We start from the raw sequence: 17,313 nt of genomic DNA, 5'->3' as shown, positions 1-17,313 counted from the left end.
AGGGGTGACCCCGGGGCGAAATCAATACTGGACGAAGTTATTTATTTGCTCTACGTTGCACCCGTGTTTCGAAACCACTCCCAGCCACCCCTGGTCACCGCACCGGCCGAAACGGCGGTCCTCGCCCTGCTCCTGGCCGAGGGTCCCCTCAGCCGGGTGGAGCTCGCGCGCCGGACCGGGCTCTCCTCGACGGCCATCACCAAGGCCGCGCGGCCGCTCATCGACGACGGGTACCTGTACGAACTCCCGCCCGAGCGCACCGCTCCCGGGGCCGGCCGTCCGGTCAACCCGCTGGCCGTCACCCCGGACCGGGAGTTCTTCGTCGGGGTGAAGATCAGCGACGACCGGCTGTTCGGCGTGGTGTGCGACCTGCGGGCCCGGGTCCGGGCCACGGCCGAACGAACCCTCGACAGCCATGAACCGAGCTCCGTTGCAGGACTGTTGACCGAACTGGTCGACGAACTGCTCGACACCGACACCGCGTTCCGGGACCGCACCCGGCACCTGGGCATCGCGGTCTCGGGCGATGTGGACCGCGGCGGCGGCCGGGTCCGTTTCTCCGGCCGCCTCGGCTGGCGCGACGTACCGCTCGCCGAGACGCTGGCCGGCACCACCGGTCTGACGGTCACCATCGAGAACGACGTCAAAGCACTCACCATTGCCGAGCACTGGTTCGGGGAGGGGGTCGGCACCGGCTACTTCGCGCTGGTCACGATCGGCGCGGGGATCGGCTCCGCCCTCGTCGTCAACGGAGAGCTGGTGACCGGCGCCTACGGAGTGGCCGGGGAGATGGGGCACATCCCCGTCGACCCGGCCGGTCCGCGCTGCCGCTGCGGCGCGGTCGGCTGCGTCGAGGCCATCGCCTCGACCGGCGCGATCCTCGAAGCGGTCCGCCGCGGGACCGGAGTGGCCGACCTCGGCTTCGACCGGGCCGTGGAACTGGCCCGCGACGGGGACCCCGTGGCCCGCGAGGCCTTCGCCCGGGCGGGCCACGCGATCGGCGTCGGCATCGCCACCCTGGTCAACCTCGTGGGCCCGGAACGCGTCGTGGTCAGCGGCGAGGGAGCCGGTACCTACGACCTGTTCGGACAGCACATCAAGGACGCCTACGCGGCACACGCCTTCGGGGCCGCGGTCAAGTGCCCCCTGTCCCTGCGCCCGCTCCCCTGGGAGGAGTGGGCCCGCGGAGCCGCCGCGGTGGCGGTCCAGGCGCTGTTCCCGGCGAGCACGGCCGCCGCGGCACTCCCGTAGCGGCGCACCACGCGTACCGCACCCGGCCCACCCGGCCGGTGCCCCTCACTGCCGGCAAGCACTGATGGAGGGCACCGACCGGGCCGGACCGGGCCGGACACACCCACATCCCGCCTACCCTCACGGAAGGATGCGACATGAGCGCGCACAGAACCGAGCTTAGCCGACGGCGTTTTCTCGGCGGATCACTGATGATCGTCGCCGGAGCGGTGGTGACCACCGCCTGCTCCACCGACCCGAACGCCGGTGCCTCCGCCGGGACGAAGACCACCCTGAACGTCTGGTTCCACGCGTACGGCGAGGCCGGCACGCAGCAGGCCGCACTGCGCTACGCGACCGCCTTCACCAAGGCCCACCCGGACATCGCCGTCAAGGTCACCTGGGTTCCGGGCGACTACTCCGGCAAGCTCAACGCGACCCTGCTCACCGACGCGGCCCCGGACGTCTTCGAGATCGGCGACTTCAGCGAGAGCCTGGCCCGCCGGGGCCAGATCGCCGCCCTCGACGAGATCTACGGCAGCGACAGGCCGGACTTCAACGACAACGCCCTCGCCGGTGTGGGCGTCGACGGCAAGCTCTACGGCGTCAAGATGATCGACGACGTCATGATGCTGTACTTCCGCAAGAGCGTGCTGGCCCAGGCCGGCATCACCCCGCCCACCACCTTCGACGAGCTGGTCGCGGCGGCCAAGGCCCTCACCACCAAGTCCGGCAAGGGCCTGTTCCTCGGCAACGACGGCCTCGGCGACAGCCCGATCCTCGCCGTCCGCTCGAACGGCGGCGACCTGGTGACCGACGGCACGGTGGCCTTCGGCTCCCCACAGGGACTGGAGGCACTGACCGGCCTGCGGCGCCTGCACGAGGACAAGTCCCTGCTCCTCGGCTTCACCACCGACTGGTGGGACCCGTCCGCCCTCGTCCAGGGCGTCGTTCCGATGCAGTGGTGCGGCCTGTGGGCCATGCCCGCCGTCAAGACCGCACTGGGCGAGGACTTCGGCGTCCTGCCGTGGCCCGCCTTCAAGGCCGGGGGCACCCCCGTCGTGCGCGTCGGGGGCTGGACCAGCTGCGTCAACGCCAAGAGCAAGAGCGTGGACGCGGCGAAGAAGTTCGTCCAGTGGCTGTGGATCCGGCAGGCGGACCTGCAGAAGGACTGGGCCGAGAGCTACGGGTTCCACGTCCCGCCCCGCAAGTCCGTGGCGGCGGGGGCCGCGAAGCTCACCGACGGAGCCGCCAAGGAGGCCGTGGAACTGGCCGCCAAGTACGGCAAGTCCAACCCGGGCACCTGGGACACCGCGGTCAGCTCCGCCTTCTCGGCAGCCGCCGCGAAGATCACCGGCGGGCAGGGGGTCCCCGCGGAGGTCCTGGCGGACGCGGTGAGGCAGGCCCAGGGCGCCATCGACAAGCAGCGCGGCTGATGCTCTCCGCACCGCACACCACAGGGCCGTCCGGGCGGCCGGGACCGTCCCGGCGGTCCGTGGCCGGGGCGGCCCGGGCCGGTCGCCCCGGCGCCGGTCGCCCCCGCGCGGGCCGCCCCCGTGCCGGCCGCTCCGCCTGGATCGCCTTCGCGCTGCTCACCGCTCCGATGCTGATCGGACTCGGCGTCTTCAAGTACGTCGCCATCGGCTGGAGCTTCCTGCTCAGCCTGAGCGACGCGCGCGGCACCATCGCTCCCGGCCGGTGGGTGGGGCTGGACAACTACCGGGCGCTGCTCTCCGACGGGGCGTTCCGCGGCTCCCTGACGCAGATCCTGCTGTTCACCGCCTTCATCGTGCCGGTCACCTTCGCCGCCTCCCTCGGGCTCGCCCTGCTGGTCCACCGGATCAGGCGGGGGCGGGCGGCGCTGCGCACCGTCTTCCTCATCCCGGCGGCCGTGTCCTACGTCGCCGCCTCGCTGCTGTGGAAGATGTGCCTGTTCAACGGGCTCCCGGCCGGCATCGCCAACACCCTCGGCGGCTGGTTCGGCATGGACCCGGTCCCCTGGCTGCAGACCACCTCGCCGCCGCTGTACTGGATCGTGCTGGTCACCCTCCGGCTCTGGCTCCAGGTCGGCTTCTACATGGTGCTCTTCCTGGCCGGGCTCCAGGGCATCCCCCACGATCTCTACGAGGCCGCCGCCCTCGACGGCGCGACCGGCCTGCGGCTGCTGCGCAGGATCACGCTGCCGATGCTGCGGGGCACCTCCGTCGCCGTGCTCATGCTGCTCTTCATCGCCGCCTTCCAGGCCTTCGACGAGTTCTACAACCTCTTCAACAGCGGTCTCTCCGGGACCGGTTCGGCGCCCGTCCAGACCCCGCTGGGCTACCTGTACAACACTGCGATGGGCAGCCAGGACTACGGACTCGGATCGGCCGGAGCCTTCGTGCTCACCGCGCTCATCGTCGGGGTGACCCTGATCCAGGGGCGCTTCACCGGATTCGGCAGGAGCGAGGGGTGAACCGCCCATGACGACCGCAGCGAGACCGTCCGCAGCGAGACTGTCCGGAGCGCTGCGCCTCTGCGCGCGCGGACTGCTGGTGGGCCTGCTGACCACGGCCTTCCTGACGCCCTTCTACCTGATGCTGCGGGGCTCCCTGATGGACGCCCGGGGCATCACGTCGCCGCACTGGACCTGGTGGCCGTCGACGATGCACTTCGAGAACTTCTCCGCACTCTTCGACGACCCGACCCTGTCCATGGGCCGGGCGCTGGCGAACTCCACCGTGATCGCCCTCATCACGGCCCCCGTCTCCACGCTCCTGGCCTCCGCCGCCGGCTACGCCTTCGCCAGGATCCCCGTACCGGGACGCGGGGTCCTGCTCGGCCTGGTGGTCGCCACCCTGATGATCCCCGGATCGGTGACCTTCGTACCGACCTTCGTCGTGGTCGGCTCCATGGGCGGCGTGAACACGCTGTGGGGCATCATCGTGCCCGGCCTGTTCAACCCCTTCGCCGTCCTGCTGTTCCGCAACTTCTACCTCCAGTTCCCGGCCGAGATCGAGGAAGCCGGACGGCTGGACGGGCTCGGCTGGGTCGGCCTCTACCGCCGGATCGCCCTGCCCAACTCGGGGGCGATGCTCGCCTCGCTCGGCGCGCTGGCGTTCATCGACAGCTGGAACTCCTTCCTGTGGCCCCTGGTCATCGGACAGGACCCGTCGGCCTGGACGGCCCAGATCGCCCTGTCGACGTTCCTCACCGCGCAGACCATCAACCTGCCCGGCCTGTTCGCCGGAGCCGTCGTGACGATCGTCCCCCTGGTCGTCATGTTCCTGGTCGCCCAGCGCTACATCGTCGCGGGCATCGCCACCAGCGGCCTCAAGGGCTGAGCCCCGAGAGCACGACACGGAACCGCACACACCACCGCAACCGCAACTGCACGGCACGGCACGGCACATCCTCCCTCTCCGAAGGATCCAACGTGACAGGCACACCACTGCTCCGACGCGCGGCCTCGGCACTCGCCGTGCTGTCCGCGCTGCTCCTCGGCACCACGACCGCGGCCGGCGCGACGGCCCCCGCCCCCGTCGCGGCAGGCGCCCCGGCGGCGCCCACCGTCCTCACGGGTCCCGAACTGGCCGCCTCCTGGACCGCACCGCTCAGCACCCGGGGCCGCTGGATCGTCGACGCCGCGGGCAACCGCTTCAAGCTCAAGGCCGGCAACTGGGCCGGCGCCCAAGGGACATGGACCGGCAGCGGGGACATCAACGATCCCGCCAGCCACCACGCGGGCATATCCGCCCACAGCATGCCCCTCGGCCTGGACCGCGCCCCCATGGCCGCCATCCTGGCCGACTTCCATCACCTGGGCCTCAACAGCATCCGGCTGCCCTTCTCCAACGCCCTCGTCCACGACACCGTCCCCGTCCCGGACGCGGCGGTCGCCGCGAACCCCCAGCTGAAGGGCAAGACCCCGCTGCAGGTGCTCGACGCGGTCATCGCGGCGCTCACCGCCGACGGGTTCGCGGTCATTCTCAACAACCACACCACCACCGCCCGGTTCTGCTGCGGACTGGACGGCAACGAACGCTGGAACAGCAGCCAGAGCACCCAGCAGTGGGTGGACGACTGGGTGTTCATGGTGAACCGCTACAAGGCGGACAAGCGGGTGGTGGGCGCCGACCTGCGCAACGAGGTGCGCCGCGACACCTGGGACGACCCCAACTGGGGCTGGTACGACGACCACGACGCCTACGCCGCCTACGAGGAGGCCGGGAACCGGATCCTGAAGGCCGACCCCGACATGCTCATCGTCATGGAGGGCATCAACTGGTACGGCATCCCGCTCGCCGGACTCCCGCACGGGCGCCCGCAGCTGACACCGGTGGCCAACCTCTCCCACACGCTGATCGAATCCGGCAAGCTCGTCTACTCCGCGCACTTCTACGCCTACACCGGCCCCGCCAACACCGGCGCCGGCAGCGGACCCGGCTCCACCAACGACCCCCGCTACCAGGACTTCACCCCCCAGCAGCTCGCCCAAGTGGTCGACTCCGAGGCACTGTTCGTCACCCGGGCCGGCCAGCACTTCACCGCTCCGGTGTGGATCAGCGAGTTCGGGGCCGGCGGCCTCGGCTCCGACAACGCCAAGGAAAAGGCCTGGCTGCACAACTTCACCGACATCCTCGTCGCCAACGACACCGACTTCGCCATCTGGCCGCTCGTCGGCTGGACCAACGCGGCCGGAGCCCCGATGGACAACTGGGCCCTGCTGTCCTACAGCGCCACCGGCGTCCGCCAGGGCATCGGGGACGGCGGCGACTGGCGCGCCGACGACTGGAACAGGCTGGTCGGAACCGCCGGCCGGACCGGCCGGGTACCGCAGGTCAATCACTGGAACATGCTCGACCTCGACCACGCCGACTACAACGTCTCCGCCGTCATGTCCGCCAAGCCGGACTGGTCCCCGGGCAACCGGAAGGGCAACTGCCCGGACACCGAGCGGCTGACGGGCCTGGCCCGCAGCTCCGGCAGGGGCCTGTGCACCGACGCGGGCGGACCCGCCAAGGCGGGCGGCGCCTGGACCACGGTCACGGACGAGCGATTCGTCACCGGGGGTGACTGGGCGAGCGGCTACAACAAGCTGCAGTGCCCCGCGAACTCCTTCGCGGTCGGCTACAGCGTCCGCAGCAACGCCATGTCGGCCCTGCTCTGCGCACCGGCCGCCGCCACCCTGCCTGCCACGAACCGCCTGCTCTGGTTCGACAAGGGTGACAGCCGCCCGGCCACCGGCGGCTCGAACGCCAGCGACTGGGCGCCGGGCCGCTACAAGGGCCAGTGCAACGACACCGAGTACATCGCCGGTGTCGCCCACACCTGGAAGTGGAACCACGGCGGGGTTCCCGACGCCCTGCTGTGCCGCCCCCTGAGCTGACCCCGTCCACACCTTCCCCCCTCCCCTAGGAGCGCACGGCATGCCCCGACTGGAGATCGCCGCAGACGGCTTCCGTCTCGACGACCGGCCGTTCCGCATCGTCTCCGGTGCACTGCACTACTTCCGCGTCCATCCGGAGCAATGGGCCGACCGGCTCCACAAGGCACGCCTGCTGGGCCTCAACACGGTCGAGACCTACGTCCCGTGGAACCTCCACGCCCCGCGGCGCCGGGAGTTCCGGCTCGACGGGGGTCTCGACCTGCCCCGGTTCCTCGACCTCGCCGCCGCCGAAGGCCTGTACGTCCTGCTGCGCCCGGGCCCGTACATCTGCGCGGAATGGGAGGGGGGCGGCCTGCCCCCGTGGCTCCTCGCCGAGGAGGGCATCGCACTGCGCAGCCGCGATCCGCGCTTCCTGCGGGCCGTGGACGAGTACCTCGGCGCGCTCCTGCCGCCCCTGCTGTCCCGGCTGGGCAGCCGGGGCGGCCCGGTGCTCGCCGTCCAGCTCGAGAACGAGTACGGGGCCTACGGCCAGGACCCCGGCTACCTCGCCGAACTGGCCGGACTGCTGCGCCGGCACGGCGTGGACGTCCCCCTGTTCACCTGCGACCAGCCCGCGGACCTGGCGCGCGGCAGCCTCGAAGGAGTACTGAGCACCGTCAACCTCGGCAGCAAGGTCGAGGCCGGGCTCACGGAGCTGCGCGCGCACCTCCCCGAAGGGCCCCTGATGTGCTCGGAGTTCTGGATCGGCTGGTTCGACCGCTGGGGCGGACCCCATACCGTGCGCGGCGCCGAGGACGCCGCGGCCGACCTCGACCGGCTGCTCGCCGCCGGCGCCTCCGTGAACATCTACATGTTCCACGGCGGAACGAACTTCGGCTTCACCAACGGCGCGAACGACAAGGGCACGTACCGGCCCACGGTCACCTCGTACGACTACGACGCGCTCCTGGACGAGGCCGGCGACCCCACGGCCAAGTACACGGCCTTCCGGGAGGTCCTCGCGAAGTACGGCCCCGTCCCCGAAGGGCCGGTGCCCGCCCCCGGCGCGAAGCTCGACCACGGAACCATCGAACTCACCCACTCCGCACCCTTGTTGGAGTGCGCAGACCTCCTCGGCGGACCGGTGGAGGGCGACCGGCCGCTCACGATGGAGCAACTCGGCCAGGACTTCGGCTTCGTCCTGTACGAGACCCGGCTGGCGGCCCACGGCCCGGCCGTGCTGTCCGTCCAGGACGTGCGCGACCGCGCGCAGGTCTTCGTGGACGGCCAGCCCGTCGGCGTACTCGAACGCGAGAACCACGAGCACGCCCTCGCCTTCACCGTCCCCCGCCCCGGAGCCCGGCTGTCCGTCCTCGTCGAGAACCAGGGCCGGGTCAACTACGGACCGGGCATCCACGACCGGAAGGGACTGCTCGGCCGGGTCCTCGTCAACGGCCGTGCCCCGGAACGGTGGACCAGCCGAGCCCTGCCCCTGGACGATCCCGCCGACCTCGCAGCTGTGCCCTTCGGCGCCTTCGATCCGATGGCGCCGCCGGTGGGCCCCGCCTTCCACCGCGGGTACACCGACATCGAGGAGCCGGCCGACGGCTTCCTCGCCCTGCCCGGCTGGACCAAGGGCAGCGTCTGGATCAACGGCTTCGCCCTGGGCCGTTACTGGTCCCGCGGCGCACAGGCCACCCTGTACGTCCCCGCCCCGGTGCTCCGGGCGGGCCGCAACGAGATCACCGTCCTCGAACTGCACGCCTCGGCCACCCGCACGGTGGAGCTGCGCGACCGCCCCGACCTGGGCCGCACCGAGGACTGACCCGCCGACCGGCCCCGCCCGTGTGCCGGTGTGCCGGTGTGCCGGTGTGCCGGTGTGCCGGGACGAGGGGTCCCGACCGGAAGGTCCGGCCGTGACCCCTAGTCCCACCGCCCTGCTACCAGAGGACGGGGAGCCGCTCGGGGAGGCGCTTCATGAACCGGGTGCGCCAGACGAGCTGGTCCACCGGTACGGCGAGCTGGAGGCGGGGCATCTTCTCCAGGAGCACCTCGATGGCGATCTCGGCGTGCCGCTTGCCGAGGGCGGTGGCGGGGCAGTAGTGCGGTCCGCCGCCGAAGGAGAGGTGGGTGCCCGCGTTCTCCCGGTCGATGTCGACGACGTGGGGGTCGCCGTACACGGCCGGGTCGGTGTTGGCGGCCTCGACCAGGACGAGGAGGAGCTCCCCCTTCTTCACCTCGACGTCCCCGAGGGTGAGGTCTTCGAGGGCCAGGCGGGGCAGGCCGTCGGCGATCGAGAGGTTGACCCGCAGGAGTTCGTCCACGGCGGCCGGGATCTTCTCCGGCGCCTTCCGCAACTGCTCCCACACGTCCGGGTTCTGGAGGAGGGAGAAGACGGCCATGGTCAGGAAGCCCATGGTGGAGATGACGCCGGCGCCGAACAGGGTCACCCCGACGGTGGCGAGCATCTCGTCGGTGAGGTGGGCGTACTGGGGGTCCTGACGCAGGGCCGCCAGCTCGCAGACGAGCCCGGTGGTCGCGGGGTCGTCGAGACGCTCGACCATATAGGCCATGTCCCGGTCCCAGTTGAGCTTGGCACCGGTGACGGGGCAGGCCGAGTTCATGAACGCGATGTCGAGGCTGGACGCCAGGCGCGGGGCGTCGGCCTGCGGGATGCCCAGGATGCGGCAGTGCAGGTTCTCGGCGTACGGGTTGGTGAACTGGCCGCGCAGGTCGACCGGCGCCCCGTGGGCGAGGAGACCGTCGACGAGCTCGGAGGCGTGGCCGCGCATCCAGTCGGTGAGGCCGTCGGTCTTGGGGTTGATCGCCTTCAGGACGGCCTTGCGCAGCCCGGCGCCGGTGATGTTGCCCATGTTGTTGACGACCTCGGGCGGGATCGTCAGCGCGTACTGGCGGGGCACCCCGGGGGCGGAGGTGTCCTTCAGGCTGAATCTGGGATCCTCGAGGACCTGCTTGCACAGCTCGTAGGAGGAGACGAGCCAGGCTTCGTCCCCGGCGATCGTGCGGACCCGCTTGACCGGCTCGTCGCGCAGCTCCTCCACCTGGTGGGGGAGCTGGTCGCCGCGCGCGGAGAACGGGAAGTCGAGGAGGGTCTCAGTGGACATCGGTGGCTCCTTCGGCGGGGGTGATGACGGCGTGGCCCTGGTTGCGGGAGGCGCGCAGGCCCGAGCCGCGCGAGTAGAGCAGTTCCGCCATCGGCAGGAGCTGGTGGTAACAGTTCAGGGAGGACGGCACCCCGAGGATCGCGGGGGTGTCGAGGAAGAGCGGCGCTTCGGCGCAGACGTACTCCAGGCAGACTTCGCGCTGCCGGGTGGTGGCGGTCTTGCCGCCCAGCACCTTGGAGGAGAGGAACGAGTCGACCAGGGAATTGCAGGTGCTGCGGAATTCCGGGTCGGTGTCGAGCAGGTCGTACAGATGCGCGTGGAGCGCGCGGTACGCGGGGATGTCGGTGAGGGCGGACATGGGCCGGGCGCGTAAACGCGTGCCGGTGGGATCGGCTTCGGCCGCCGCGTTGTTGACCTTGGCACGGACGCCCCGCAGGTTCTTGACCGCCTTGCGCCGGGCTTCGTCGGGGTCGTAGCCCAGGGCCTCGTACATCTCGGCCACGTGCAGGTCGGTGTAGATGAGATCGACCTGCGCGAAATTGCGCATGCCCCACTGGGCGAGGTCGATGACGCGCTGCGCGGAGAAGTAGCTGTTTCCGGGGGAGATGCCGATGACAGCGTGATCGCCTTCGGTGTGGATCACCTGGCAGTGCGGGGTGTACGGCCGGACTGTGAAGACTTCGGTCAATGTCGTCAACAGGTGTCGGGTCCTTCGCGCCGCAAGTCCCATGGGGCCCTGTGCCCCGGGTGTGGCGGCGACGTGACGGAAAGGTACCGGAGCGGTGCGCACCGTTCCATGCCTTCCGGCCAGTAACTCACCTGCTGGACATCACGGTTGCCCAGGGCTACGAGCAGGGCGTTTGTCATCCGGCAGCCGGAGGAAGCGCTCGGAGGCGGAGACCGCGAGACCTGTGGGGGGTCGCCCGTCCCGTCGGGCGACCCCCGGAGGATGACCGGTTACCGCTCTGCCGGATGGTGGAGGCGACGCCAGTACCCCGCGAGGTCGCCGACGGAGGTGGTGACCGAGTCGAGGGCCATGGTCGTGCGGGTGTCCTGGTCGTATCGACCCCATTGCGGCATGGGGTGGTGATTCGGGTCGCCGGTGCGGATGAAGGAGATCCACGCCGTGTGCATCGTGGAGGCGAGACCGTCACGGACCCTCGGGTTCAGCCCCGCGAGGAAGGGCGCCTGCGACCACTTGTCGAAGTTGTTGAACACGAACGGCAGTTCCAGGCAGTGTGCGGCCGCGAGCCGACCGCCGTGCGCCGGCGTCGGAAGGTTGAACTGGTAGGCCCAGACCGGACGTCCGCGGGCCGCGCGCCGCTCGGCCAGCGCCACGGCGGGCATGCGGAACAGGTCGTCGGTGATCAGGTCCATCAGTACGTCCACCGGGCGGGCGCCCGGCCGGGCCTCCTGGTACGCGGTGTACGCCTGCTCCGCCCGGTTCCCGAAAGTGTCCCGAGCCCTGGCCAGCACCTGCTCCTTGGTCGCGGCGGCGTACGGATCGCTCAGCGCGAAGGCGAAGTTGGCCTCCTCCCTGGTCCAGCCGATCAGGACGTCGATGTCCGCCCCGGCTCCGCCGAGCAGCAGGTCGGCGGGGTCACGGTCCAGGGTGACTCCGTCGATCACCGGCAGGAACGGGGTCGACCAGTAGCCCCAGCGTCCGGTGCGCCCGAACATGTCGAAGGTGGCGGCGATCAGGCGCGGCCAGGGCACGGCCCGCAGTTCCGACACGTTCTTGGCGCCCAGGATGTCCAGGAAGGCGGCGGTGCGCTCGAGGGATTCGGAGCGGGTGGGGATCTTCAGCCCGAGTGGTGGGCTCTGCAGGATGGCGCGCCGGAACAGCGGGCGAACCGGCCGCCGAGCGGTGCGGGCGCCGGCCAGCGCCGCGACCGACAGGGCGCCGCCCGACTGGCCGGCGAGGGTGATGTCGTCGGGGTCGCCGCCGAACGCGGCGATGTTGTCGCGCACCCAGCGCAGCGCGGCGAGTTGGTCGGTGAGCCAGAAGTTGCCCCCGGCGCCCTCCTCGCCGAAGTAGAGGTAACCCAGCGGGCCCAGACGGTAGTTGACGGTCACGACCACGAGGTCGCCGTCGCGCGAGAAGGTTTCGCCGGAGTAGTTGGGCATCGAGCCGGACCCCGAGATGAAGCCGCCGCCGTGGATCCACACCATGACCGGCCGCTTGGCGGCGTCGGTTCCGGGCGTCCAGACGTTGAGCGTGAGGCAGTCCTCGTCGAAGGGGGGCGAGCCGTGGGTGCCGAGCACCTGGTCGCCTCCCTCCCGGTAGGGCTGCGGGGCGCTGGGGCCGAAGGCGGTCGCGTCGCGCGTGCCCTGCCAGCCGGGATGGGGCTGGGCCGGCCGCCAGCGGAGGGCGCCGACCGGCGGCGCCGCGTAGGGCACGCCCTTGAACACGGCGAGACCCCCCTCCGTGGCCCCGCGCAGTCGGCCCGAGGGCAGTTTCACGACGGGTGAGGACTCGGCCGCGGTGCGCGGGGAGGCCTGTGCCGCGCGCCCGCCCGCCCCGGAGAGCAGTGCGGCGCCCGCCAACACCCCGCTGTTCTTGAGGACTTTGCGCCGTGATGGATCGTCGGTCATGGTGCTTCACTCCCTGACTGATCATGGGCCCGTAGCCGGAATATCTATAGCGTGAATTTGACGAGGGTCAGTATTGCGCCATGCGCAGGGCGCGGGTCAAGGGGTCCGGGGCGGGTGCGGGCGTATATCTTGCGTAGTCTTGACGAGCGTCGCAAAAGCGCGATAGACACGTGTCACTTCGACCGGAGGCCAGGCCTGGACCTGAGCGCCGGATCTTCCGCGCCTGGGACTCCCCACGGCGATCTCATCAGCAACATCCCGCCCTTCAGGGCTGGTTGACAACGTACGGAGTTCCCATGGCAGGTCGGTTTCGTCCCGTTGGTCTGGTCGCCGCATCGACGGCGCTCTTGCTGACCACCGCGTGTGGTGGCGCGAGCCTCGGGACCGGCGAGGAGCAGCAGAGCGGGCCCGTGAAGATCGGGCTCCTCGTCCCGCAGTCGGGGACCTACAAGGCGCTGGGCGACGACATGAAGCAGGGCTTCGAGCTCTACGTCGCGCAGCACGGCGGCAAGCTCGGCGGCCGCGAGGTGGAGATCGTGGTCGCCGACGAGGGGGAGACGGCCGACTCGGGCAAGGCCGCAGCGGAGAAGCTGGTCAAGCAGGACCGGGTGCTCGCGGTGAGCGGGGTGGTCAGCTCGGCCACCATCAACGGCGTCAAGGACCTGTTCGAGACCGGCAAGGTCCCGCTCGTCGGCTCGAACGCCTCGCCCACGACACTCACCGGAACCACCTACATCTGGCGCACCTCGTACGTCAACGACGAACCGGGCAAGGCACTCGGCAAGCACGTGGCCGAGCGGTCCGGCGGTCCGGTCTTCCTGATCGCCGCGGGATACCAGGCGGGCAAGGACGAGGTGGAGGGCTTCAAGTCCACCTTCCTCCCGGCGGGCGGCACGATCGCGGGGGAGGAGGTCTACACGCCGTTCCCGGGCACCAAGAACTTCCAGCCGTACCTCGCGCAGATCGAGAAGTCCGGCGCGAAGGCCGTCTTCTGCTTCTACGCCGGCGGCGCGGCCGTCGACTTCGTCAAGCAGTACCGGGACTTCGGACTGGCCGGCAAGATCCCGCTCTACGCGCCCGGCTTCCTCACCGAAGGCGGCGTGCTCAAGGGGCAGGGAGACGCGGCCAACGGCATCCTCACGGCCCTCAACTACAGTGCGGACCTGGACAATCCCGCCAACAAGCAGTTCGCACCGGCGTACACGGCCGCCCACGGCACGGCCCCGACCACGTACGCGATGGCGTCATGGGACGCGGCGCAGGTCCTCGACAAGGCGATCAAGGCGGCCGGTTCCACGGTGACCTCCGCATCGGTCAACGCGGCCATCGCCCGGGTGGGCGACATCGACAGCCCGCGCGGCACCTGGCGGTTCAACAGCGGCGGGACGCCCGTCCAGCCCTGGTACCTGCGCGAGGTCAAGCAGGGTGCCAACACGGTCAGTTCCGAGCTCGGCAGACTGGGCGGCTGAACATGTCCGGATGGTTGGACGGCAACTTCGTCAGCGTCGTCGACGGGGTCGCCTTCGGTCTGCTGCTCTTCACGATCGCGGTCGGACTCTCCCTGGTCTTCGGCATGATGGACGTGCTCAACCTCGCGCACGGCACCCTCTACCTGGCCGGGGCCTACGTCGCCTACGCCCTGTCCGACGGCAGCCTGTCGGGGCTCCTGCTCGCACTGCTGGCGGGCGTCCTGGTGGGCACCATGGGCGGTGCCGCGCTCACCTTCCTCACCCAGCCCCTGGCCCGCCGCGGACACCTGGACCAAGCCGTGCTGACGCTCGGCATCACCTTCATCGTGGCGGACCTCCTCGCCGCGTCCTTCGGCGGAGACGTACTGCCCACGGACCCGCCCACGGCCCTGCGCGGGACGGTCGGCCTCCTCGGCCACTCCTATCCGGTCTACCGGCTGGTGTTCATCGCCGTCGCGGCCGGCCTCGCGCTCCTCGTGTACCTCGTCTTCGAGCGCAGTTCGCTCGGCGCCCTCGTCCGGGCCACCGTCGCCGACCGGGACATGGTCCGCGCGCTCGGCGTCGACATCCGCAAGGTGCTCTACGGAGTCTTCGCGTCCGGCGCCGCCCTGGCGACGGTCGGCGGAGTCCTCGGAGCGCCGATCCTCGGCCCCGGGCCGGGCGTCGACGAGACCGTGCTCGTCCTCTCCCTCGTCGTCGTGGTCGTGGGGGGCCTCGGATCGGTGCGCGGCGCACTCGCCGGAGCGCTCCTGATCGGCCAGGTGCAGACGCTCGGGGTGGCGCTGCTCCCGGAGTACGCCCCCTTCCTCCTCTTCGGCACCATGCTGCTCGTCCTCGTGGTCCGCCCGCACGGCCTCGTCGCTTCGGCGGTGCGCGCATGAGGCCACCCGCATCCGCCGGCTCCGCATCCGCCGCGCCCGCATCCTCTGCTCCCGCATCCTCTGCTCCCGCATCCGCCGGCTCCGCGACCCGGCGGCGGCTGTCGGCGACCGCCGTGGCCGGCGTGCTCGCCCTGGCCCCCTTCGTGCTGGGCCCGTACGCCGTCGGCACCCTGTCGCGGATCCTGGTGTTCGCCCTCCTCGTACTGAGCGTGAACCTGCTCACCGGTCTGACCGGGCTGCCGACCCTCGGCCAGTCCGCCTACTTCGGCGTCGGCGCCTATACGGCGGCGATCGTGGCGACGCGCATCACCGACATCGGCCCCCTCCAACTCCTCGTCGCCGCGGCCGTCTCCGCGCTGGTGGCGGCGGGGACCGGATGGCTGGCCGTGAGAGCCCGGGGCGTGGTGTTCCTGATGCTCACGCTGGCCATCGGGGAGATCGTCTACAGCGCCGCCGTCAACTGGAAGTCCCTGACCAACGGCACCGACGGCATGTCGGGCGTCCCGCCCGTCGTACCGCTGCCCGGCATGCCCGCCCTGGAGCTCGACGGACTCGTCTACTTCTACGTCCTGGCCGTGTTCCTGCTGCTCTACGCGGCGGTCGCCCGCCTGGGCTCGACCTCCTTCGCCCTGGCCCTGCGCGGCATCCGCGACAACGAGCCCCGCATGCGGGCGATCGGCTACCCCACCCAGCGGTACGCCCTGACCGTCTACTGCGGCGCCGGAGCACTGGCCGGAGCCGCCGGGGCCCTGTGGGTGTCGGTCCAGCGGTTCGTCTCGCCCGGCGACGCCGGCTTCGAGATCGCCGCGCTGGCCCTGCTGGCCGTGGTCATCGGAGGCTCCGGCTCGATGCGGGGGGCCTGCGCCGGCGCCGCCCTGGTCTGGCTCACCCGCGACTACCTCGGAAACCTCGAAGCCGTCGCCGGCCGCGGACCGCTGCTGCTCGGACTGCTCTTCGTCATCGCCGTCTACACGCTGCCCCGAGGACTGGCCGGCGTACGCATCCCGCACAGGCTCACCCGGAAGAGGACGGCGTGACAGCTCACGATCTACTGGAACTGCGCCGGGCATCCCGGCACTTCGGCTCCTTCCGGGCCCTGGACGAGGTCGACCTGACGGTGCGGGCGGGTGCCCGGCACGCGATCATCGGCCCGAACGGTGCGGGCAAGTCCACGCTGTTCGGCCTGATCTCGGGAACCTTGCCGACCACTGCCGGAACCATCCACGTCGACGGACGGGACGTGACCCGGCTGCCCGTACACCGCCGGGTCGGGCTCGGCGTCGCGGCGACGTTCCAGCACTCCAGTCTCTTCCTGCGCGAGACCGTGCTGGAGAACGTGCTGCTCGCCGTGGTACGCCGCAGCGGTTCTCGCACCGGTTCGCGGACCGGTTCTCGCACCGGCTCCAGAGCCGCGGCGATCGCGCAGGCGGACGAACTGCTCGACCGGGTGGGCCTGCCCGCCCGGCACGGCCTCACGGCCGCCGAGCTCTCGCACGGCGAGCGCCGCCAACTGGAGGTCGCCGTGGCGCTGGGGACCGAACCCCGGCTGCTGCTCCTGGACGAACCGGCCGCCGGCATGTCGCCGGCGGAGACGGCGCGGCTCACCGAACTGATCGCCGCCCTGCCCCGGGAGGTCACCGTCCTGCTCATCGAGCACGACCTCGACATGGTCTTCGAGCTCGCCGACACGGTGACGGTCATGCACCTCGGCAGACATCTGAAGACCGGCTCCCCGGACGAGGTGCGCGCCTCCGCCGAAGTCCAGACCGCCTACCTCGGCACCATGGAGGTCACCTCGTGAACCCGCTCCTGCGCATGCGCGGACTGCGCTCCGGCTATGCCGGGGGCGTCGTCCTCGGCGGTGTGGACCTGGACCTCGAGGAGGGCGGGACCGTCGCCCTCCTCGGGCGGAACGGGGTCGGGAAGACCACCCTCATCTCGACCGTCATGGGGCTCGTCCGCCCCTACGAAGGCAGCGTCGTCCTCGACGGCCGGGAGCTGGCCGGAGCCCGTGTCGACGTGATCGCCCGGGCGGGGGTCGGCGTGGTCCCCCAGGGGCGCAGGGTGTTCGCCCCGCTGACCGTGGACGAACACCTGACGATCGCCTCGCGGAGCCCGGCGCGCGGCCCCTGGACCAGGGCCCGCGTCCTCGGCCTGCTGCCGCGCCTGGGGGAGCGGCTCGGTCACCGTGGCGACCAGCTCTCCGGAGGGGAGCAGCAGATGCTCGCGATCGCCCGGGCCCTGCTGGGCAATCCGCGCCTGCTGCTCCTCGACGAGCCGTCCGACGGCCTCGCGCCGGCGATCGTCTCCCAGGTGGGCGAGGTGATCCGCGAGGTGAGCGAGCAGGGCATGTCGGTCGTCCTCGTCGAGCAGAACCTGGGGCTGGCCCTGTCCGTCGCCGGGAGCGTGGCGGTGATGCAGAAGGGCGTCATCGTCCACCAGTCGGCCGCCTCGGAACTGGCCTCCCGTCCCGAGGACTTGAGGCGCCTGCTGGGGGTCGACTGATCGGGCGATCCGTGGAGGGGGCACTAGGCCGTCTCTTTCGGATCTTGCCTGGCCCGCGCCGCCCGGCACCGCACCTCGCCGGAGGCAGCGGGGAGGTGACTAGCGTGGGGACGCCGATGGGGGAAGGACGGAGGGGTGGGTGGGAGATCGGACATAGTCGT

14 protein-coding genes are annotated in these 17,313 nt (G+C 71.0%); 11 read left to right on the top strand and 3 right to left on the bottom strand.

What is annotated here, in order from left to right; all coding sequences use genetic code 11:
* Positions 1-63: 63 nt before the first annotated feature.
* The 6 genes from ACFRU2_RS17320 (at position 64) to ACFRU2_RS17295 (ending at position 8,402) form a co-directional block, all read left to right on the top strand.
* Positions 64-1,251, top strand: coding sequence for an ROK family protein (locus tag ACFRU2_RS17320; RefSeq protein ID WP_382972735.1), 1,188 nt, complete (start codon positions 64-66; stop codon positions 1,249-1,251).
* 137 nt (positions 1,252-1,388) lie between these two features.
* On the top strand, positions 1,389-2,666 hold the full coding sequence (locus tag ACFRU2_RS17315; protein ID WP_382972733.1) for an ABC transporter substrate-binding protein: 1,278 nt from the start codon (positions 1,389-1,391) through the stop codon (positions 2,664-2,666).
* On the top strand, positions 2,666-3,685 hold the full coding sequence (locus ACFRU2_RS17310) for a carbohydrate ABC transporter permease (protein ID WP_382972731.1): 1,020 nt from the start codon (positions 2,666-2,668) through the stop codon (positions 3,683-3,685). The genes ACFRU2_RS17315 and ACFRU2_RS17310 overlap by 1 nt, the downstream gene beginning before the upstream one ends.
* Before the next feature lie 7 nt (positions 3,686-3,692).
* Positions 3,693-4,553, top strand: a complete 861-nt coding sequence (locus ACFRU2_RS17305; RefSeq protein WP_382972729.1) for a carbohydrate ABC transporter permease — start codon at positions 3,693-3,695, stop codon at positions 4,551-4,553.
* A 92-nt stretch (positions 4,554-4,645) separates the two neighbouring features.
* Entirely contained in the window at positions 4,646-6,598 is a 1,953-nt protein-coding gene (locus ACFRU2_RS17300) for a glycoside hydrolase family 5 protein (RefSeq protein ID WP_382972727.1), read from the top strand.
* 40 nt (positions 6,599-6,638) lie between these two features.
* A complete protein-coding gene (locus ACFRU2_RS17295) occupies positions 6,639-8,402 on the top strand; it encodes a beta-galactosidase family protein (protein WP_382972726.1) in 1,764 nt (587 codons plus the stop codon).
* A 115-nt stretch (positions 8,403-8,517) separates the two neighbouring features.
* On the opposite strand, the gene ACFRU2_RS17290 is transcribed toward ACFRU2_RS17295, so the two are convergent.
* The 3 genes from ACFRU2_RS17290 to ACFRU2_RS17280 form a co-directional block, all read right to left on the bottom strand.
* Positions 8,518-9,702: a cytochrome P450 gene (locus tag ACFRU2_RS17290; protein ID WP_382972724.1), complete on the bottom strand. Its 1,185-nt coding sequence runs from the start codon at positions 9,700-9,702 to the stop codon at positions 8,518-8,520.
* Positions 9,692-10,399 (bottom strand): tRNA-dependent cyclodipeptide synthase, encoded by a 708-nt coding sequence (locus ACFRU2_RS17285; protein ID WP_382972722.1) that lies wholly within the window; start codon positions 10,397-10,399, stop codon positions 9,692-9,694. The genes ACFRU2_RS17290 and ACFRU2_RS17285 overlap by 11 nt, the downstream gene beginning before the upstream one ends.
* Before the next feature lie 260 nt (positions 10,400-10,659).
* Complete coding sequence (locus ACFRU2_RS17280; protein WP_382972720.1) at positions 10,660-12,297, bottom strand: carboxylesterase/lipase family protein; 1,638 nt, start codon at positions 12,295-12,297, stop codon at positions 10,660-10,662.
* Positions 12,298-12,593: 296 nt separating this feature from the next.
* Between ACFRU2_RS17280 and ACFRU2_RS17275 the strand changes: the two genes are divergently transcribed.
* Genes ACFRU2_RS17275 through ACFRU2_RS17255 form a run of 5 tightly spaced genes read left to right on the top strand, consistent with a single transcriptional unit; the run spans position 12,594 to position 17,152 of the window.
* A complete protein-coding gene (locus ACFRU2_RS17275) occupies positions 12,594-13,766 on the top strand; it encodes an ABC transporter substrate-binding protein (protein WP_382972718.1) in 1,173 nt (390 codons plus the stop codon).
* Positions 13,767-13,768: 2 nt separating this feature from the next.
* The gene (locus tag ACFRU2_RS17270) at positions 13,769-14,647 is read left to right on the top strand and encodes a branched-chain amino acid ABC transporter permease (RefSeq protein ID WP_382972716.1); all 879 of its coding nucleotides are present in this window, start codon (positions 13,769-13,771) and stop codon (positions 14,645-14,647) included.
* Positions 14,644-15,684, top strand: coding sequence for a branched-chain amino acid ABC transporter permease (locus ACFRU2_RS17265; protein WP_382972714.1), 1,041 nt, complete (start codon positions 14,644-14,646; stop codon positions 15,682-15,684). The genes ACFRU2_RS17270 and ACFRU2_RS17265 overlap by 4 nt, the downstream gene beginning before the upstream one ends.
* The gene (locus ACFRU2_RS17260; protein ID WP_382972712.1) at positions 15,681-16,448 is read left to right on the top strand and encodes an ABC transporter ATP-binding protein; all 768 of its coding nucleotides are present in this window, start codon (positions 15,681-15,683) and stop codon (positions 16,446-16,448) included. The genes ACFRU2_RS17265 and ACFRU2_RS17260 overlap by 4 nt, the downstream gene beginning before the upstream one ends.
* Entirely contained in the window at positions 16,445-17,152 is a 708-nt protein-coding gene (locus ACFRU2_RS17255) for an ABC transporter ATP-binding protein (protein WP_382972710.1), read from the top strand. Before ACFRU2_RS17260 ends, ACFRU2_RS17255 begins: the two co-directional genes overlap by 4 nt.
* Positions 17,153-17,313: the final 161 nt, after the last annotated feature.

The sequence above is a fragment of the Streptomyces sp. NPDC056883 genome, from assembly GCF_042788835.1.
GTDB lineage: Bacteria > Actinomycetota > Actinomycetes > Streptomycetales > Streptomycetaceae > Streptomyces > Streptomyces stoeckheimensis.
The sequence above is the reverse complement of the archived record's forward strand: the minus strand, read 5'-3'. Positions and strand labels throughout refer to the sequence as shown.